At 62.1% G+C, this 17,406-nt stretch carries 15 protein-coding genes; 9 read left to right on the top strand and 6 right to left on the bottom strand.

Annotated elements, in window-relative coordinates:
• Positions 1–67: 67 nt before the first annotated feature.
• A complete protein-coding gene (locus WDZ78_RS09305; RefSeq protein WP_080866336.1) occupies positions 68–1,918 on the bottom strand; it encodes an ABC transporter ATP-binding protein in 1,851 nt (616 codons plus the stop codon).
• Positions 1,919–2,298: 380 nt separating this feature from the next.
• A complete protein-coding gene (locus tag WDZ78_RS09300) occupies positions 2,299–3,174 on the bottom strand; it encodes a phosphodiesterase (RefSeq protein ID WP_425672862.1) in 876 nt (291 codons plus the stop codon).
• 234 nt (positions 3,175–3,408) lie between these two features.
• Here WDZ78_RS09300 and WDZ78_RS09295 point away from each other — a divergent pair, with 234 nt between their 5' ends.
• The gene (locus WDZ78_RS09295) at positions 3,409–3,870 is read left to right on the top strand and encodes a tRNA (cytidine(34)-2'-O)-methyltransferase (protein WP_020011377.1); all 462 of its coding nucleotides are present in this window, start codon (positions 3,409–3,411) and stop codon (positions 3,868–3,870) included.
• A gap of 172 nt (positions 3,871–4,042) precedes the next feature.
• Positions 4,043–5,695 (top strand): Na/Pi cotransporter family protein, encoded by a 1,653-nt coding sequence (locus tag WDZ78_RS09290; protein ID WP_112355861.1) that lies wholly within the window; start codon positions 4,043–4,045, stop codon positions 5,693–5,695.
• 60 nt (positions 5,696–5,755) lie between these two features.
• Here the strand turns inward: WDZ78_RS09290 and WDZ78_RS09285 are convergent, their stop codons facing one another.
• Positions 5,756–6,031 (bottom strand): hypothetical protein, encoded by a 276-nt coding sequence (locus WDZ78_RS09285; protein ID WP_004430221.1) that lies wholly within the window; start codon positions 6,029–6,031, stop codon positions 5,756–5,758.
• Between the two features lie 131 nt (positions 6,032–6,162).
• Between WDZ78_RS09285 and hemF the strand changes: the two genes are divergently transcribed.
• The 3 genes from hemF to WDZ78_RS09270 all read left to right on the top strand — a co-directional run bounded on the left by hemF (position 6,163) and on the right by WDZ78_RS09270 (position 7,783).
• Entirely contained in the window at positions 6,163–7,074 is a 912-nt protein-coding gene (gene hemF, locus WDZ78_RS09280) for an oxygen-dependent coproporphyrinogen oxidase (protein ID WP_425672861.1), read from the top strand.
• A gap of 122 nt (positions 7,075–7,196) precedes the next feature.
• Positions 7,197–7,466 carry a hypothetical protein gene (locus WDZ78_RS09275; RefSeq protein WP_020011380.1) on the top strand — a complete coding sequence of 90 codons (270 nt, stop codon included), beginning with the start codon at positions 7,197–7,199 and terminating at the stop codon, positions 7,464–7,466.
• Between the two features lie 131 nt (positions 7,467–7,597).
• A complete protein-coding gene (locus WDZ78_RS09270; protein ID WP_003523091.1) occupies positions 7,598–7,783 on the top strand; it encodes a DUF1059 domain-containing protein in 186 nt (61 codons plus the stop codon).
• Between the two features lie 26 nt (positions 7,784–7,809).
• Here WDZ78_RS09270 and WDZ78_RS09265 read toward each other — a convergent pair whose 3' ends face one another.
• Genes WDZ78_RS09265 through WDZ78_RS09255 form a run of 3 tightly spaced genes read right to left on the bottom strand, consistent with a single transcriptional unit; the run spans position 7,810 to position 10,327 of the window.
• Positions 7,810–9,066 carry a CCA tRNA nucleotidyltransferase gene (locus WDZ78_RS09265; RefSeq protein ID WP_425672860.1) on the bottom strand — a complete coding sequence of 419 codons (1,257 nt, stop codon included), beginning with the start codon at positions 9,064–9,066 and terminating at the stop codon, positions 7,810–7,812.
• Positions 9,063–9,701 carry an NUDIX hydrolase gene (locus tag WDZ78_RS09260; protein WP_425672859.1) on the bottom strand — a complete coding sequence of 213 codons (639 nt, stop codon included), beginning with the start codon at positions 9,699–9,701 and terminating at the stop codon, positions 9,063–9,065. The genes WDZ78_RS09265 and WDZ78_RS09260 overlap by 4 nt, the downstream gene beginning before the upstream one ends.
• Positions 9,698–10,327 (bottom strand): DUF1285 domain-containing protein, encoded by a 630-nt coding sequence (locus WDZ78_RS09255; RefSeq protein WP_425672858.1) that lies wholly within the window; start codon positions 10,325–10,327, stop codon positions 9,698–9,700. Before WDZ78_RS09255 ends, WDZ78_RS09260 begins: the two co-directional genes overlap by 4 nt.
• 175 nt (positions 10,328–10,502) lie before the next feature.
• Here WDZ78_RS09255 and WDZ78_RS09250 point away from each other — a divergent pair, with 175 nt between their 5' ends.
• From WDZ78_RS09250 to WDZ78_RS09235, 4 genes are read left to right on the top strand one after another with little or no spacing between them, the layout of a single operon-like run.
• Entirely contained in the window at positions 10,503–11,513 is a 1,011-nt protein-coding gene (locus tag WDZ78_RS09250) for an AAA family ATPase (RefSeq protein WP_003523087.1), read from the top strand.
• A 25-nt stretch (positions 11,514–11,538) separates the two neighbouring features.
• Positions 11,539–12,453 carry a DUF58 domain-containing protein gene (locus WDZ78_RS09245; protein ID WP_020011384.1) on the top strand — a complete coding sequence of 305 codons (915 nt, stop codon included), beginning with the start codon at positions 11,539–11,541 and terminating at the stop codon, positions 12,451–12,453.
• Complete coding sequence (locus tag WDZ78_RS09240; RefSeq protein WP_425672857.1) at positions 12,450–15,260, top strand: DUF4159 domain-containing protein; 2,811 nt, start codon at positions 12,450–12,452, stop codon at positions 15,258–15,260. The genes WDZ78_RS09245 and WDZ78_RS09240 overlap by 4 nt, the downstream gene beginning before the upstream one ends.
• A 1-nt stretch (position 15,261) precedes the next feature.
• Complete coding sequence (locus tag WDZ78_RS09235; protein WP_020011386.1) at positions 15,262–17,346, top strand: membrane protein; 2,085 nt, start codon at positions 15,262–15,264, stop codon at positions 17,344–17,346.
• Positions 17,347–17,406: the final 60 nt, after the last annotated feature.

The following is a 17,406-nucleotide window of genomic DNA, read 5'->3' as shown; positions in this document are numbered from 1 at the left end:
ATTATATTTCGGTAACATTGCCCAAATGAAAAAGAGCGGGGAATGTTCCCCGCCCTCTCGCTTTTCCTCACTCCGCGGCCACTTCCGCCTCATGGTCGGCGATGAAGCCGCCGGACTGGCGTCGCCACAGGTCGGCATAAATGCCGCCCATTGCCGCCAGTTCCGCGTGGCTGCCCGCTTCCACGATCCGGCCCTTGTCGAGAATGATGAGCCGGTCCATCTCGGTCAGCGTCGAAAGGCGGTGGGCGATCGCAATCACCGTCTTGCCTTCCATCAGCGAGAACAGGTTCTCCTGGATCGCCGCTTCGACTTCGGAGTCGAGCGCCGATGTCGCCTCGTCCAGCACCAGGATCGGTGCGTTCTTGAGGAAGACACGGGCGATCGCGATACGCTGGCGCTGACCGCCGGAGAGCTTCACACCGCGTTCACCCACCTGGGCATCGAGGCCCTGACGACCGTGCATGTCGACAAGCGTCTCGATGAAGTCCCAGGCATTTGCCCGCTTCGCCGCCGCAATCACCTGCTCGTCGGTGGCCTCGGGGTGGCCATAGGCGATGTTGTCGCGGATCGAGCGGTGCAGCAGCGAGGTATCCTGCGTCACCACGCCGATCAGCTCGCGCAGGCTGTCCTGAGACACCTTCGAGATGTCCTGGCCGTCGATGGTGATCCTGCCGCCTTCCAGATCGTAGAAGCGCAGAAGCAGGTTCATCAGCGTCGTCTTGCCCGCGCCGGAACGGCCGACCAGCCCGACCTTCTCGCCCGGCTTGATATCGAGCGTCAGCCCGTCGATCACGCCCTTGTTCTTGCCATAGTGGAAGCGGACGTTGTCGTAACGGATGGCGCCCTGCGGCGCTGCAAGCTCAGGCGCCTTGGGAACATCGACGATATCATGCGGCTTCGTCATCATCGACATGCCGTCATAAACCGTGCCGATATTTTCGAACAGCGAGGTGACTTCCCACATGATCCACTGCGACATGCCGTTGACACGCATGGCAAGGCTGATGGCGATGGCGACAGAACCGGCCGTGACCGAACCCTGCATCCAGAAATAAAGACCGAGCGCCGCCGTGGAAAACAGTACCACGGCATTGTTGAGGTCGATCAGGATGTTGAAGCCGGAAATCTTGCGCATCTGGCGGTGAACGGTTCCAAGAAACACGTTCATGCCCTCACGCGCATATCTTTCCTCGCGGCCCGCATGGGAAAACAGCTTGATCGTCGAGATGTTGGTGTAGCTGTCGACGATCCGGCCCGTCATCATCGAGCGCGCATCGGCCTGCTCCTGCGCCAGCCGGCCGAGTTTCGGCACGAAATAGGTGAGGATGCCCATATAGATGCCGAGCCAGACCAGCAGCGGAATGACCAGCCGCCAGTCGGCCGCTGCAACCATGAACAGCATCGAAACAACGAAGCTGATCGCGTAGACGAACACGTCGATCACCTTCAGCGCCACTTCGCGGATCGCCAGCGCCGTCTGCATCACCTTGGTCGAAACCCGGCCGGCAAATTCGTTGGCGAAGAAGTTCATGGAGTGGCGCAGCAGGAAGCGATGCATCTTCCAGCGCGCGATCATGCCGAAATTGCCGGCAAGCGTCTGGTGCATCGTCATGGTGTGGATCGCGCCCATCAGCGGCAGCAGGAAGAGCACCAGCCCGGCCATGACGATCAGATGCCACCCCTCGTCGGCAAAAAACGTCTCGCGATTGGCCGTGGAAAGCCAGTCGACGATATTGCCGAGGAATTTATAAAGCATGGCTTCGGCAATGGCGATGCCCATGGACATCAGGCCAAGCAGCAGCAGCCATGGCCATGCGGGCTTCACATAGTGCCACAGGAACGGCAAAAGCTTCCTTGGCGCCACGGAGGGCGCCGAAGCGGGAAAGGGATCGAGGCGTTTTTCAAACCAGCCAAACATAGGCCAAGCTCCGGCAATCAATCGCTCCATCGTGACATGGTGAGCGGACACAAATATGGCTCACGACGGAACGGAAAAGTCTTTGAACATGGCCGCGACAGCCACATGGTGAGTCGAAATATGGGAAACGCGGCCGGGCCGCAGAGTAACACCTAGGCCAGCAGCGACACTACTGGGGCCGGGAGGCGAATACGAATGTCATTTGGCATAAGAACCTCCCTTGGCTGGTGTTGAAGACATGGCCTTGTAGCGCAAAAATTAAGCAATGACCAGTCGGAAAGACACCGAATACGCGAGAAAACACGCAAGTGCGTCCAATACGGCGAGCGGACGGAGATGACCCGCAGGGTCTCCGCCCGTTAAACGATGCGGACGTCGCCTTATTCGGCTGCGTCCTGCGCTTCGCCGTTTTCGTAGTCGGCAATCAGCTCGGCCATTCCGGCCTGCGTGTGACGCTTCAATTCCCGGCGATCGCTGGGCTGGGGCGCAAAAGTCACGGTGAGGCCCGTATCCCTTATCGTGCCAATGGCGAAAGACGCGCCGGACAACATGCGCACGCCCTCATGCAGCCACAGCGGGTCAGTGGCGAAATGCTGGCCGATGCCGACCACGACGGGAATGCCCTGCCAGTGCGACATGCGGTCGTAGTGGATGTGGCCGGCCAGAATGCCGACGACATCATGCTCGAACAGCAATTCGTCCAGAACCTCGGTATCCTCAAAGGAGAGGGATTCCCACTCCGCATCGGGACGGTCGAAATCAAGCGCCGGCGCATGGTGCATCACCAGCAGCTTCGGCAGTTCGGGGTGGTTTTCCAGCTCATCCTCGAGCCATTCGATCTGCCCGGGCTCGAAAGCCCCGCCGACCTTGCCGGGAACGCTGGTATCCATGACGATAACGTGGATGCCGGCAATGACGTCGGCATGATCATAGGGCTCATCCAGATCCTCATGGCGACCGAGCATCACCGGATAAAAACCATCGCGACGATCGTGATTGCCGAGCGCGAAGAGCACCGGCACATCCAGTTCGGCTTGCGCCATCAGGCGTTTGAGTTCTTCATAGCTGCCGGCATCGCCCCTATTGGTCAAATCGCCGCTGACGACGATGAATTCAGGCGGCGGCACGAGCGCCTTGATCTGCGCGAGCGTCGCGGAAAGCGTGGCCGAGGTCTCGGAATAAAGATCATCATCCTGCACCTGCGGATTGCCAATATGCAGATCGGTCAGATGGACGAAATTCACCCGTTCGGACATGGAATCCTCCTGTTGTCGCGTGCAGAAAATCCGGCTCGAAATGGCCTGTCCCGACCATTCATGATTGTCCGGACAGACCTGACAATGTGTTGGTGAATGGGTAGCTGCGCTGTGTGTCACGCGAATGAATATCCGCTCGGGAACAACGCCTGGGAGGGACTTTTCCCAACGCACCTGTCGCCCGCCCCGCGCCCGTGATAATCGGACGGACGCTCCAACCGCAGTGAGAAGTCCATGCTCGACATCAGGATTGCCCTTTACCAGCCCGATATTCCCGGCAATACCGGCACCATCCTGCGGCTGGCCGCGTGTCTAGGTCTCGGCGTGGACATCATCGAGCCGGCCGGTTTCGATATTTCCGACCGCAATCTGAAACGGGCGGGCATGGATTATATTGCAGCGGCGGCGCTCACGCGCCATGTCAGCTGGGACCGTTTCGAGCAATGGCGGGCAACCACCGGCCGCCGGCTCGTTCTCGCCTCCACCAAGGCCGCCCTGCCCTATACTGACATCACTTACCGCACGGATGATATCCTGCTTTTCGGCCGCGAAAGTGCTGGCGTGCCGGACCATGTGCATGAAAAGGCCGATGAGCGAATCATCATCCCCATGGTCGAGGGCCAGCGCTCCATCAACGTCGCCATGTCGGCGGCGATGATCACCGGCGAGGCTTTGCGCCAGACGGCATGGGCGTAAGCGCCATTTTTAACGCCAATTTTTCGGGCAAATACAAAATTTGACCGTTTTTCCTTCAAAACTGTCGCAACCCGGCCTGTACCGGGGGCGTTGAGGCTCCTATACTCTTTAGCCGGACAATAAAAATCGCCCTCGCCGGAACCATGCCCCGGCGGGTGTGAGGAGACGTCGCATGCAATCCACCATTGTCATCGTCAACCTTCTCGGCGCAGTCGCACTGCTGCTGTTCGGTCTGTCCCAGGTCAAGGACGGCGTTACCCGCGCTTTCGGCATGAAGCTGCGAAGCGTGCTGGCCACCGGCACCCAGAACGGTCCCCGTTCCTTCTTTTCCGGATTTTTTGCGACGGTGGCGCTGCAAAGCTCGACGGCAACCGCACTCACCGTCGCCTCCTTTGCGGAGCGTGACCTCATAAAGCCGCGCATGGCGCAGGTGGTGCTGCTCGGCGCCAATGTCGGCACCGCCGTTACCGCATGGATCGTGGCGGCCGGGGTGGAATGGCTGTCGCCGCTTTTGATCCTTGCGGGCATCGTGCTGAAAAAGGGCAGTTCCAACGCCAGACAGGGCGGCGGAACCGCGCTGATCGGCATCGGCCTGATGCTGCTGTCGCTGCATCTCCTAAGCGGCGCGACCGAACCGATGCGGGCCTCGCCGGCTCTCGGCGTCTTTATCGGCCTGCTTGATGGAGCATGGCCCGTCGCGCTGATCTTCTCGGCCGTGCTCGCCTTCGTCTCCTCTTCCAGCCTCGCGGTCGTGGTGCTCATCCTGTCGCTGGCCGCCACCGGCACGCTTTCCACCGGCCTCATCATCGTTCTCATTCTGGGCGCCAATCTCGGCGGCGCCATTCCGCCTGTTATCGCCACGCTTTCCGGCCCCGCCTCGGCGCGGCGCATCACCATCGGCAATCTTGTCGTGCGCACCATCGGCTGCCTCATTGCCATGCCGCTCGCCTCCTATGGCGCGGAACTCCTGCAGCAATTACCGCTTTCGCCCGCAAAATTGCCTGTCGATGCCCACCTCATCTTCAACGTCATTCTGGCGGCCCTGGCCTGGCCCTTCTCCGGCCTGATATCCGACCTGATGGCGAAACTGGTGCCGGGCGATCCGAAGGCTGAAGACGGCCCGAATTTCCTCGACCAGCAGGCGCTGGATATGCCGGTCGTCGCGCTTGCCAATGCCACCCGTGAGGTCTTGAGCGTCGGCGACAGCATCGAGCGGATGCTGATCCGCGCCGAAAACGCCTTCAAGCACAATGATCTGGCGCCGCTTCAGGAAGTCTCCCTGCTCGAAAAGAAGGTCGACCGCCGTCAGCAGGAGGTGAAGGTCTATCTGTCGCAGCTGGGGCGCAAGGGGCTTTCCGACGAGGAAGCGCGCCGTTCGATCGCCATCATCGATTACGCGATCAATCTCGAACATATCGGCGATATCATCGAAAAGGGCATCTGCGAGCAGATCCGCAAGAAGGTGCTGAACAGCTTCAAATTTTCCGATGACGGTTATGAGGAGCTGAAAACCCTGTTCGACATGACCATCGAGAACCTGCGCGCCGCCCAGAGCATTCTTGTGACCGGCGATTTCGAGCTCGCCCGCCGGTTGATGGAAAGCAAGGTGGATATACGCCGCCTCGAAAAACAGTCTTCCAACCGGCACTTGGAGCGGCTGCGCGACGGGCTGACGGAAAGCATGCAGACCAGCTCGCTGCATCTCGACATGCTGCGCGACCTGAAGCGCATCAACGCCCATATCGTTTCGGTGGCGCATCCCATCCTGGATGAAAGCGGCGTGCTGATCGAAAGCCGCCTGCGTTACGCGGAGCCGCGTGCCTGAGCATTTCCAGGAAAAGTGGCCCCCGGTTTTCCGTCCGGAAATGCGAAAACGCTCTAAAACTCAATCGGCCGAGGGAAGCCGCCGCATGGTGAATTCGATGCGGTCGCCCTCAAGCTGCCGCCAGCTTTCCACTTCCGTCCAATAGGCTGCTTTGGGAAAGCTGTCGAACCATTCGCGCGCCTTGGCGCGGGCTTCCTCGCGGCCGAGGCAGAAGGTCTGGCGCACGAACATGCCGTCACGCTTTTGTTCACCGCCGGCGCTTTCGCGTTCCTTGCGATGATTGGCGATCCTGCGCTTCAGCCCGTCGAGGGGCGGCGGTCCGGCAAATTTCGTCATGATATTCACCTCTGGCACCTACATCGATAAAGATAGTGTCGGCGCACCGCCTTGGCGAGTCGAATTTGTGCGCGGCGCAAACACCTGCTAGAGGCGGCGGGGAACGGACTTCACCGCAGGAGAAAGAAGATATGGAACGGCCAATCTTGCCGAAGGGCTTGCCCGAGGACATCGAAGACAAGAAGGCCACAGCCGAAGCCTGGTTCCAGCATCTGCGCGACACCATCGTCGCCTCCTTCGAAACCCTGGAAAACGATCTCACCGGCCCTCTTTCCGATCAGGAGCCCGGCCGTTTCGTGCAGAAAGACTGGCTGCGCGACAATGGCGAAGGCGGCGGCGGCAAGATGTCGATGATGGAAGGCCGCGTCTTTGAAAAGGTCGGCGTGCACACCTCCACCGTCTATGGCGAGTTTTCGCCCGAGTTCCGCAAGCAGATACCGGGAGCGGAAGAAGACCCGCGTTTCTGGGCCTCCGGCCTCTCCCTCATCGCCCACCCGGTCAATCCCAATGTGCCGGCGGTACATATGAACACCCGCATGGTCGTCACCACCAGCCACTGGTTCGGCGGCGGCGCGGACCTGACGCCGGTGCTTGGCCGCAGGCGCACGCAGCAGGACGCCGATACCCAGCTGTTCCACCGCGCCTTCGAGATCACCTGCAACCGCCATCCCGTCGCGGACTATCCGCGATACAAGACGTGGTGCGACGAGTATTTCTTCCTGAAGCACCGCAATGAGCCGCGCGGCACCGGCGGCATCTTTTTCGACTGGCTGCATCCTGACGAGGAAAAAGGCGGCTGGGACGCCAATTTCACCTACGTGCAGGATGTCGGCCGCGCCTTCAATCTCGTTTATCCGAAGATCGTCCGCGCCAATTTCAACCAGAACTGGACGGAAGAGGACCGCGACGAGCAGCTTATCCGCCGCGGCCGCTACGTGGAGTTCAACCTGCTTTATGACCGCGGCACGATCTTCGGCCTGAAGACGGGCGGCAACGTCGAATCGATTCTCTCCTCGCTGCCGCCGGTGGTGCGCTGGCCTTAAAAAACCTCACGCAAATTTGACGCTCATCAGCCATTTTGTCGCAAATAGCGCAAATTAGGACTTATGGAAAAATCAAGGCAGTGGTAGTCTCCTCCCGCAGACGTACTGGAGGAGCTATCGTCATGATTACTTCGAACAGCATGCCTATCTCTGCTTCCGTCGAGGAAGCGCCGCAATCCATCGATACCCCTGATCTGATCGACCGCCTGGCAGCGGAAATGCGCGCCACGGGTGATCGTGAACTGCCGCATTCCTTTTATGTCGAACAGGTGAAACGCTCCCTTGCCGGACAAAAAACGGCGCGGCGGGCGGCCAATGACGAAATGCCTCGTACAAAAATTCCGGCAGCTGGCACATCCTCTGTGTTCCAGTGCTGGGCAATGCCCGAATAGGGGGCCCGAATAGGGGCCCGAACAGGGTTGAAGGACGCTGCTCTGGAACATTAGCGGCGAACTTTCGTTTCATGTCCGAAGGACAGCATGTCACTTCATGCTGTCCTTCGCTGAAACAGGGAGGCAAGACCATGAGACTTTTTGAATGCGGAACGCTGGTGCCAGGTTGTGCCTGGCATACGCGCGCAGATGACGACGCTGAAGTCGTCCGCCGCACGGTGGAGCACATGCGCTCGGCCCACGGCGAAACCGTCATCCGCGAAAACATGATCGAGAACATCAAATCCCGCATCCGCGACGAGGCAAATGCGGCTTAGGCCGCGACGCCTTCGTTGCTGCGACTTCAATTCTCCAGCATATCCTTCAGCCGGGCGGTCAGCGCTGCCCGGTCGAGGGAGAAATTGACGTCGATCCACTTTTCCTCAAGGCTTTTCAGCACTTCGCCCACCTTCGGGCCAGCCTCGACGCCTGCCGCCATCACATCCGCGCCGCTCAGGGGGAAGCCGGGCCTGTGGAATTTTTCCGCCCGCGCCAGCAGGGTCGAAAGCCGCGCCACCTTCTGCATGGCCGTGTCGCCAGCCGAAACATCGGCACGGGCGGCGGCGAGCGCAAGTTTCATCCGCATTTTCACACCTTCGACGCCCTGACGGTAAAGCAGCCGGTCAAGCGCCGTCTCCTTCATCTCGGGGTCGACAGCCGGAGCGGAAGCCCAACGGGCAAGAGAGGCAGCCTCGGCTTTTGACAGCCGCAGACGCGCGGCAAGAGCGGCCAGCCTGTCCCTATCAGGCGGCAGGATGGCGGCAAGCCGCAGCATCGGGTCCACTGCCCAGCTGAGAGCCTGCTCCGCCGCCACCAGCCCGTGAATGGCGTCGATACCCCACTTCTCGGTCTCAGGAAGAATTTCCGTCAGAACACCCGATTGCCGCATCCAGAGTAGGGCGCGGGAGGGATCGCGCGCGCAAAGCAGCTTTTTCAATTCGCTCCATACCCGCTCAGCCGAAAGGGTCGCCAGCTTGTCCTTGGCCCGCGCGCTGGCCCGCAAGCCATCGGCATCAGGACGGCCGGAGCCGTAATGCGCGAAAAAGCGGAAAAAGCGCAGAATCCGCAGGTAATCTTCCGAAATCCGCATCGCCGCATCGCCGATGAAGCGCACGGTTCCGGTTTCGATATCTGGCAGCCCATCAATAAGATCAATGATCTCGCCTTTTTCATCGGCGTAGAGAGCATTGATGGTGAGATCGCGCCGCTCGGCGTCGGTCTGCCAGTCGGTGCCGAAAGCCACCTGCGCGTGGCGGCCATTGGTCTCGACATCACGGCGCAGCGTCGTTACCTCGAAACCTTCGCCATCGATTACCAGCGTCACCGTGCCGTGTTCGATGCCTGTAGGCACCGCCTTGATTCCCGCCGCCTTCGCCCGCTCCACCACCACATCAGGGGTGAGCGTCGTCGCCATGTCGACATCGACGACCGGCAGGTCCATCAGCGCATTGCGCACGGCGCCGCCGACGATCCGCACCTCGCCGCCGTCGGCATTCAGAAGCGCGAATATGCGCGTCAGCGCCGGTTTTTGAAACCAGTCCCGCCCGGCAAGGCTGCTCATGAATAAAACCTCTCGTAAATCGTCCTGACGATGCCCGCCGTAATGCCCCAAATGTAGCGTTCGCCATAGGGCATTTCGTAGAAAAACCGCTCCTTCCCCTGAAAGATGCGGCTGCCGCGCCCATGATTGGCCGGGTCCATCAAAAAGGACAGCGGCACCTCGAAAACCTCATCCACTTCCGTCGGATTAAGCGTCAGGTCAAAACCGGGACGGACGACCGACAGTACCGGCTTGATGCGAAAACCCGTCCCGGAAATATAATCCGGCAGGCGCCCCACCGTTTCCACGAAAGATCGCGAAAGGCCGATTTCCTCTTCCGTCTCGCGCAGGGCCGCCTCTTCCGGCGTGCGGTCTTCAGCATCGATGCCGCCGCCCGGAAAGGAAATCTGGCCGGAATGTTTGCGCAACGTGGAGGTGCGCTGGGTGAAGATCACCCGCGCTTCGTTGCCGTCATCAATAACGGGCACCAGCACGGCGGCATCCTTCAGCCTGATGCCGTTTCCTGAGAGCACCACACCCGGATTGAGCACATGGTCGCCATTTTCGCGCTCGGCCACGCCCTCGCCTTCCTGCAGCACCCGGCGGCGGAAATCGCTAGCGGTAAAAGCCTTGAGGCCCGTTGTCATCATAGTCATTGCGAAAGCCGTTCCAGTTCATTGGCGGGCATCACGGGAAAGACAATCCCGCCCGAGCGCACGGCAAACATGTCGATACCATCCACTTCGATCACTTCGCCGAGTGCAACGAGATCATACATCACCGCCCGCGAGATCAGCGCCTCCAGCCGGCCGCGCACCAGAAGATAGGGCTTCAATTCCCGGTTCTCGCCAAAAATTTCGAACCGCAGCGGATGCTCCGGCCCCGCCTCCACCACATCGCCGACATTGGTGCGGAAGGTAAGCAGCGGCTCGCCATCCCTCTCACCCGCGGTCACCTTCATCTCGACGGCGACGAAAGGCGCATCCACGACGCGGATGCCGACTTTTTCCACAGGAGTTACGAGATAGGTTTTGCCGTCCTCATCCTTGCGCAGAACGGTGGAAAAGAGCCGCACCAGCGGCGCTCTGCCGATGGGCGTGCCGAGGTAGAACCAGGTGCCGTCGGCGCGAATTTCCATGTCGAGATCGCCGCAAAAGGGGGGATTCCAGCGCTCAACCGGGGCCGGCCCGCGCTTGGCATCGCCAGTCTGTTCGGCAGCACGGGAAATCATCGCCGCCAGCCCCGCCGCATCGCCTGCCGAATTTATCGTCTCCGCTGCCATATTCGAGTCTCGCTTTGCCGATAAGGAAATACTAAGTCACGACATAGTCATTCGAATGGCGCTTGTCAGCGGCCAAGAGAGCAATAAGCTATATGCAGCGCAAAATCCGTCCCGGCCAGCGGCCAGCAAAACCGGGATGCGACTGTGACAGCGGCGAAGGTATGAGGAGAGCGACATGGGCGTGATGAATACCGGCGAAACCCTCGATGAAAAGGCCATCGTCGCCGCGGCCGAAAAGGCGCTTTCCGACATTGCGGCGATCCGCACGGAAGTTTCCAAGGTCATTTTCGGTCAGGAAAAAGTGGTGCAGAACACGCTTCTCGCCATCCTCTCGGGCGGCCACGCATTGCTCGTCGGTGTTCCCGGCCTTGCCAAGACCAAGCTCGTCACCACGCTCGGCACCGTGCTCGGCCTCGACGCCAATCGCATCCAGTTCACGCCAGATCTCATGCCGTCGGATATTCTCGGCTCCGAGGTCATGGATCAGGATGAGAACGGTCGCCGTTCCTTCCGTTTCATCAAGGGTCCGATTTTCGGCCAGCTGCTGATGGCCGACGAAATCAACCGCGCCAGCCCGCGCACGCAGTCCGCGCTTCTGCAGGCCATGCAGGAATATCACATCACCATGGCCGGCCAGACCTATGAGCTGCCGAAGCCGTTCCACGTTCTGGCCACCCAGAACCCGCTGGAACAGGAAGGCACCTATCCGCTGCCGGAAGCCCAGCTCGACCGCTTCCTGCTGCAGGTCGATGTCGGTTATCCCGAGCTTGCCGCCGAACGCCAGATCCTGCTCGACACGACGGGCACCGCCTCTGGCGAAGCACGCGGTGTGATCGATGCCGGGCGCCTGATGGAAATCCAGGCCCTCATCCGCCAGATGCCGGTCAGCGACAAGGTGGTGGATGCGATCCTCTCGCTCGTCCGCTCCGCCCGCCCCGGCCATGGCAACAAATTGACCGACAAACACGTTGTCTGGGGCCCGGGTCCGCGCGCAGGACAGTCGCTGATGCTGACCGCCCGCGCCCGTGCGCTCTACGAAGGCAGGCTCGCACCGTCGCTGGACGATGTCCATGCGCTGGCCGAGCCGGTGCTGGAACACCGCATGGCGCTGACGTTTGCGGCCCGCGCCGAAGGCATGTCGGTGCGCGATGTCATCGCAGCCCTCGTGGAGCAGGCGAAGAACTGAAAGCACGTTCGCGAAAGGACTGCATGTGGCATCCATCGGCCAGATCGTAGACAAGACGCCGGGTAGCGAAGTTCTGGCGCGCGCGCGCCAGCGCGCCGCACTGGTGCCGGACTGCATGGTCGAGGCAAAGCGCATCGCCAACACCGTCACTGCCGGCTGGCACGGCCGCCGCAAGCGCGGCATCGGCGAGAATTTCTGGCAGTTCCGCCCCTATGCAGAAGGCGAAAGCCTGTCGCGCATCGACTGGCGGCGCTCGGCCCGCGACGACCATACCTATGTGCGCGACCGGGAGTGGGAAGCCGCCCACACCATCTGGCTCTGGGCCGACATGTCGCCGTCGATGATGTTCAAATCCACCCTCGGCTCGGTCTCCAAGGAAAGCCGGGCGCTGGTGCTGATGCTGGCGCTGGCGGAAATCCTTGCGCGCTCGGGCGAGCGCATCGGCTGCCCCGGCATCATGGAGCCGGTCTCGGCCAGAAACGCCGCCGAACGACTGGCCGCCGCCATCATGCATGCGCCGCTCACGACAGGCATGCCGGAAACGGGCATGATCCGCGGCGCGAGCGATATCGTCCTCATCGGTGATTTTCTCGATGATGCGAAAAATGTGATGGAGCGGATTTCGCCGCTCGCGCGGCGGGGCTTACGTGGCCATGTGGTGGAAATCGCCGATCCGGCCGAGGAAACCTTCCCCTATTCCGGCCGCACCGAGTTCTCCGATCCGGAAACCGGCGAAAAACTCGTGTCCGGCCGCGCCGAAACCATTCGCGAGGATTACACCCGCGCCTATCTCGCAAGACGCGAGGCGCTGTCCTCATCGCTGCGCCGTCTCGGCTGGAACTTCGTGTTCCACCGCACCGATCATCTCGCTTCCGAGGCGCTCGTCGCCGTTCACATGTATCTTTCCGGCGCGCCCGCGCAAGGCGGTGGCCGTCGATGAGCGCATTGCCTTTCGTGTTTACCAGTCCCTACATCCTCTTCGGCCTTCTGGCGCTGCCCGCCATCTGGTGGCTGTTGCGACTCACCCCGCCGCGCCCCAAGGCGGAAGTGTTTCCACCGCTGAAAATTCTAGCGACGGTGCTGAAGCGCGAGGAAACGCCGTCGAAAAGCCCGTGGTGGCTGACCCTTCTGCGCATGGCGCTCGCCGCCGCCGTGATTTTCGCCCTGGCGGACCCGGTGGTAAACCCGCGCAACAGCAGCATCGCCGGCAGCGGTCCGCTGGTGCTCGTGGTCGATAATAGCTGGGCTTCCGCGCCCGACTGGGAGCGGCGCGTGGCAACCGCGCAAGCTCTGATCGGAGATGCCGAACGGGCCGAACGCCCCGTCTCCATCGTTTTCACCGCCGACGCCGAACATGACGCCGTGCCGGGAACGACAGCCGTGGCGCTGGACAAGCTCGCCGCAGCAAAACCGAAGCCGCTGGTTCCCGATCGTATCCGCACGGCAGAGGCCATCACCGAAGCGCTGAACGGCACGCCCCCCGGCACGCTCGCCTATATCACCGACGGCGTGCAGAGTGCGCAAGATGAAAGCGCGATGAGAACGCTTGCCAGTCTCTCGCCCGCCGAATTCCGCATCGTGAAGGGCGACGGCAAGGCGATCACCGCCATATCAGGCGCCACCAACAATGCCGACGCCATGAGCGTCACGCTTTCGCGGCTGGATACGGCCGAAGCCGCCCGGCTGACCGTCAATGCGCAGGACAGCCAGGGCCGCATTCTCGCCAATGGCACCGCCAGCTTTGCGCCCGGTGAGGCTGAGGCGACGGCGACGGTGGAAGCGCCCTTCGAACTGCGCAATGATTTCGCCCGCCTTTCCCTCGAAGGCGTATCGACGGCAGGTGCGGTGCATCTCCTCGATGACGGCTTCCGCCGCCGCCGCGTGGCGCTGCTCGCCGGCGAAACCGGCAATGATTTCCAGCCGCTGCTGCAACCGCTTTATTATATCAGCCGCGCGCTTCAGCCGTTTGCGGATCTCATCCCGCAGCGGCAGGCCGATCTGGCGCAGGCGATCCCGGAAATCCTGCAATCCAACCCCTCCGTCATCGTCATGGCCGATATCGGTCGCCTGCCGCAGGAAACCTATGAGCCGATGCAGCGGTGGCTGGCCGGCGGCGGCACGTTGATCCGTTTTGCCGGTCCGCGCCTTGCCGCGGCCCCAGCCGACGATCCGCTGGTGCCGGTGACGCTGAGGCAGGGCGAACGCGCACTTGGCGGTGCGCTCTCCTGGGCCGAGCCGCAGCCGCTTGCCGATTTCCCGAGCTTTGGCGCCTTCGCCGGCATGCCAAAGGCCGATGGTATTCTGGTCAAGCGTCAGGTTCTGGCCGAACCGACGCCGGACCTCGCCGAACGCACCTGGGCGAGCCTTGCCGATGGCACGCCGCTCGTCACCACCCGTAACGTCGAAGCTGGCCGCATCGTGCTCTTCCATGTCAGCGCCGAGGCGAGCTGGTCCGATCTGCCGATCTCAGGCCATTTCGTCGACATGCTGCGCCGTATCGTGCAATTGTCGAAGGCGGGCGGTGCTTCCGCCAACGCCAATGCCCCGGCGGCCGCCCTGCCGCCATTCCGCCTTCTGACGGCCGAAGGCGCTCTGTCGGCCGAAATCGGCACCGCTCGGCCGCTGGAAATGCGCGCAGGCCAGCCGCCTCGCACCGGTTTCGACAATCCCCCCGGCCTTTATGGCACAGAGGATGGCTTCGTGGCTCTCAATCTCTTAGCCGCTGGCGCGACGCTTCGCCCGCTTGACACATCCGTCGCCGGCGTCAGCACCACCGGTGAAGCGCTGATCGGCGAAACGGCAAAGTCCCTGCGCCCCGCCCTTTTCATCGCCGCCTTCCTGATGCTGATTGCAGATAGCCTGATCGTGCTCTTCATGAACGGCGCTTTCGCGCGCCTGCCGAAAGCCCGCAGCGCGACAGTTGCCACGCTGCTGCTGGCGCTTGGCGCCTTTGCCGCCATGTCGCCAACCGACGCCCGCGCCGACGATCCCAAACCCGGCGACGAGCAGATTTTCGAACGGCTGGACACCACCCATCTCGCTTACGTCCGCACCGGCGAAGACGATGTCGACCGCGTTTCCGAGCAGGGCCTGCAGGGCCTCAGCGAATTCCTGACCTGGCGCACGACGCTGGAGCCCGGCCAGCCGGTTGGACTCGATATTTCCAAGGATGAATTGTCCTTCTATCCCATCATCTACTGGCCGGTTTCCGCCACGGCACCAATGCCGTCAAGCGCCGCCATCTCGCGTATCGACGCCTATATGCGCGCTGGCGGCACCGTGCTGTTCGATACGCGCGACCAGTTCTCTTCGCTCGACACCGGCGCGACGAGCCCCAACGGCGAACGCCTGCAGGCGATCCTCGCCAATATCGACATTCCGCCGCTGGAGCCGGTGCCGGAAGACCATGTTCTGACGCGGTCCTTTTACCTGCTCACCAATTTCCCCGGCCGTTACAACGGCTCACCGCTCTGGGTGGAATCGCGGCAGGGCGCAGCCAAGACCACGTCGGGCCTTTCTTCCTCCGGCGACGGCGTGACGCCGATCATGATCACGGGCAATGATTTTGCCGGCGCATGGGCCGTCGATGCGCAGGGCGCGCCGGTTCTGCCAACCGTGCCGCCAGACGAGATGCAGCGTGAACACGCCTTCCGCTCCGGCGTCAACATCATGATGTATATGCTGACGGGCAACTACAAGGCCGATCAGGTCCACGTTCCCGCACTTCTCGAACGGTTGGGGCAGTGACATGACATTGACCTTCGCCCCCTTCCTGCCGTGGATCGTAATCGCCGTTCTGGCCGTCGCGGCCCTCGCCCTTTCCTTCATCGGCCTGTGGCGCGGCGTGCGCGGCGCATGGCTGCGCGGGCTGGCGCTCGCCGCCCTGCTTGCCGCCATCGCCAATCCGCTTCTGACGCAGGAAGAGCGCGAGCCGCTCTCCACCATCGTGCCCGTCATCGTCGACCGCTCGCAGAGCCAGGACGTGCAGGACCGGCCGCAGATGACCGATACCGCGCTGGAGACGCTGAAAGACCGGCTCTCGCGCTTCCCACGCATTGAGCCGCGCATCGTGGAAGTCCGCGACAATGGTGAGAGCGATTCCCCCTCAACACAGCTTTTCTCTGCGCTTTCCTCCGCCGTCTCGGATGTCTCACCGTCCCGCGTCGGCGGCGCGATCTTCCTCAGCGACGGCCAGATTCACGATATTCCCAACGCCTTGCCCAATGCCGAACAGGCGCTGGGCTTCCGCGCGCCGGTCCATGGGCTGATCACCGGCAAGGCCGATGAATTCGACCGCCGTATCGAAATCGTCCGCGCCCCGCGCTTCGGCATCGTCAACGAGGAACAGCAGCTGACGCTGCGCGTCTTCGATGACGGCCGCCCGTCAGGCGGCGGTTCGGCTGAGGTGACCGTGAAGATGAACGGCGAAGAAATCGCCACGCTGCAGGCCACGCCCGGCCAGCCGACGCCGTTCAGTTTCAAGGTTCCGCGCGGCGGCAACAATGTGATGGAGTTTTCCGTCGCCGAGCTTCCGGGCGAAATAACGGCCGCCAACAACCGTGCCGTTCACCTGATCGAAGGCATCCGCCAGAACCTGCGCGTGCTGCTGGTCTCCGGCGAACCCCATGCCGGTGAACGCGCCTGGCGCAATCTCCTGAAATCCGACGCCTCTGTCGATCTGGTGCATTTCACCATTCTGCGCCCGCCGGAAAAACAGGATGGCACGCCGATCAACGAACTCTCGCTGATCGCCTTCCCCACCCGCGAACTGTTCGTCGAGAAGATCAATGATTTCGATCTCATCATCTTCGACCGCTACCAGCATCGCGGCGTGCTGCCGATCCTTTATTACGATTACATCGCCCAATATGTCGAAAAAGGCGGCGCGCTGCTGATTGCCGCCGGGCCGGAACATGCCGGTCAGGATTCGATCGCCATGACGCCTCTGGCCTCCGTGCTGCCGGCACAGCCGACCGGTCAGGTGCATCAGGCCGCCTTTTATCCGCGCCTTTCGGAAGCGGGCAAGAAACACCCCGTCACCCGGGGGCTGGAAGGCTCGGGCAACGAGCCGCCGCAATGGGGCCGCTGGTTCCGCACCATCAGCGTCGACCCGCCGCAGGGCCAGACCGTGATGCTGGGCGACGGACAGGACCCGCTGCTGGTGCTGAACCGGCAGGGCGAAGGCCGTGTCGCCATGCTGCTGTCGGATCAGGGCTGGCTGTGGGCCCGCGGTTACGAAGGCGGTGGCCCGCATGTGGCGCTTTACCGCCGCATCGCCCACTGGCTGATGAAGGAGCCGGAGCTTGAAGAAGAGGCGCTGACGGCGCGCGCCAACGGCCGCACATTGCAGATCACCCGCCAGACCATTGGCGACGATCCCGGTCAGGCAAGCGTGCGTTTCCCTTCCGGCAAAACGGAAAATATGGCCTTCACCAGCACCGAGCCCGGTCTTTACAGGATTGAGCGCCGCATGGATGAAACCGGCCTGTTCGAAATCAAGAACGGCGATTTCACCACCCTCGTCCATGTCGGCGCGGTGGATGCGCCGGAATTCAAGGCGATGATTTCGACGACCGAAACGCTGAAACCGCTGGCCGACGCCACCAAGGGCAGCGTGCACCGTATCGCCGATAACTCCGGCCGTATCGCCCTGCCCGATATATTGCCCGTCCGCGGCGATATCAGGGTTGCCGATGAGGATCGCATGCTGATACGCATGACCGACGAGACGGTGCTGAAAGGCGTCAACACCCTGCCGCTCTTTGCCGGTTTTGCCGGGCTTGCCGCCCTGCTGCTCGCCTTCTCCGCGCTCTGGTGGCGTGAGGGCCGGTAAGGGCGTTTCGGCCCGGCGGCAGCGCCGGGCTTTCCCGTATCCGATTGGAAATCGAAAGCG

Origin of the sequence: Agrobacterium sp. M50-1 (assembly GCF_049843495.1) — a bacterium.
Classification (GTDB): Bacteria; Pseudomonadota; Alphaproteobacteria; order Rhizobiales; family Rhizobiaceae; genus Agrobacterium; species Agrobacterium radiobacter.
This window is presented reverse-complemented; position numbering and strand designations above follow the sequence as displayed.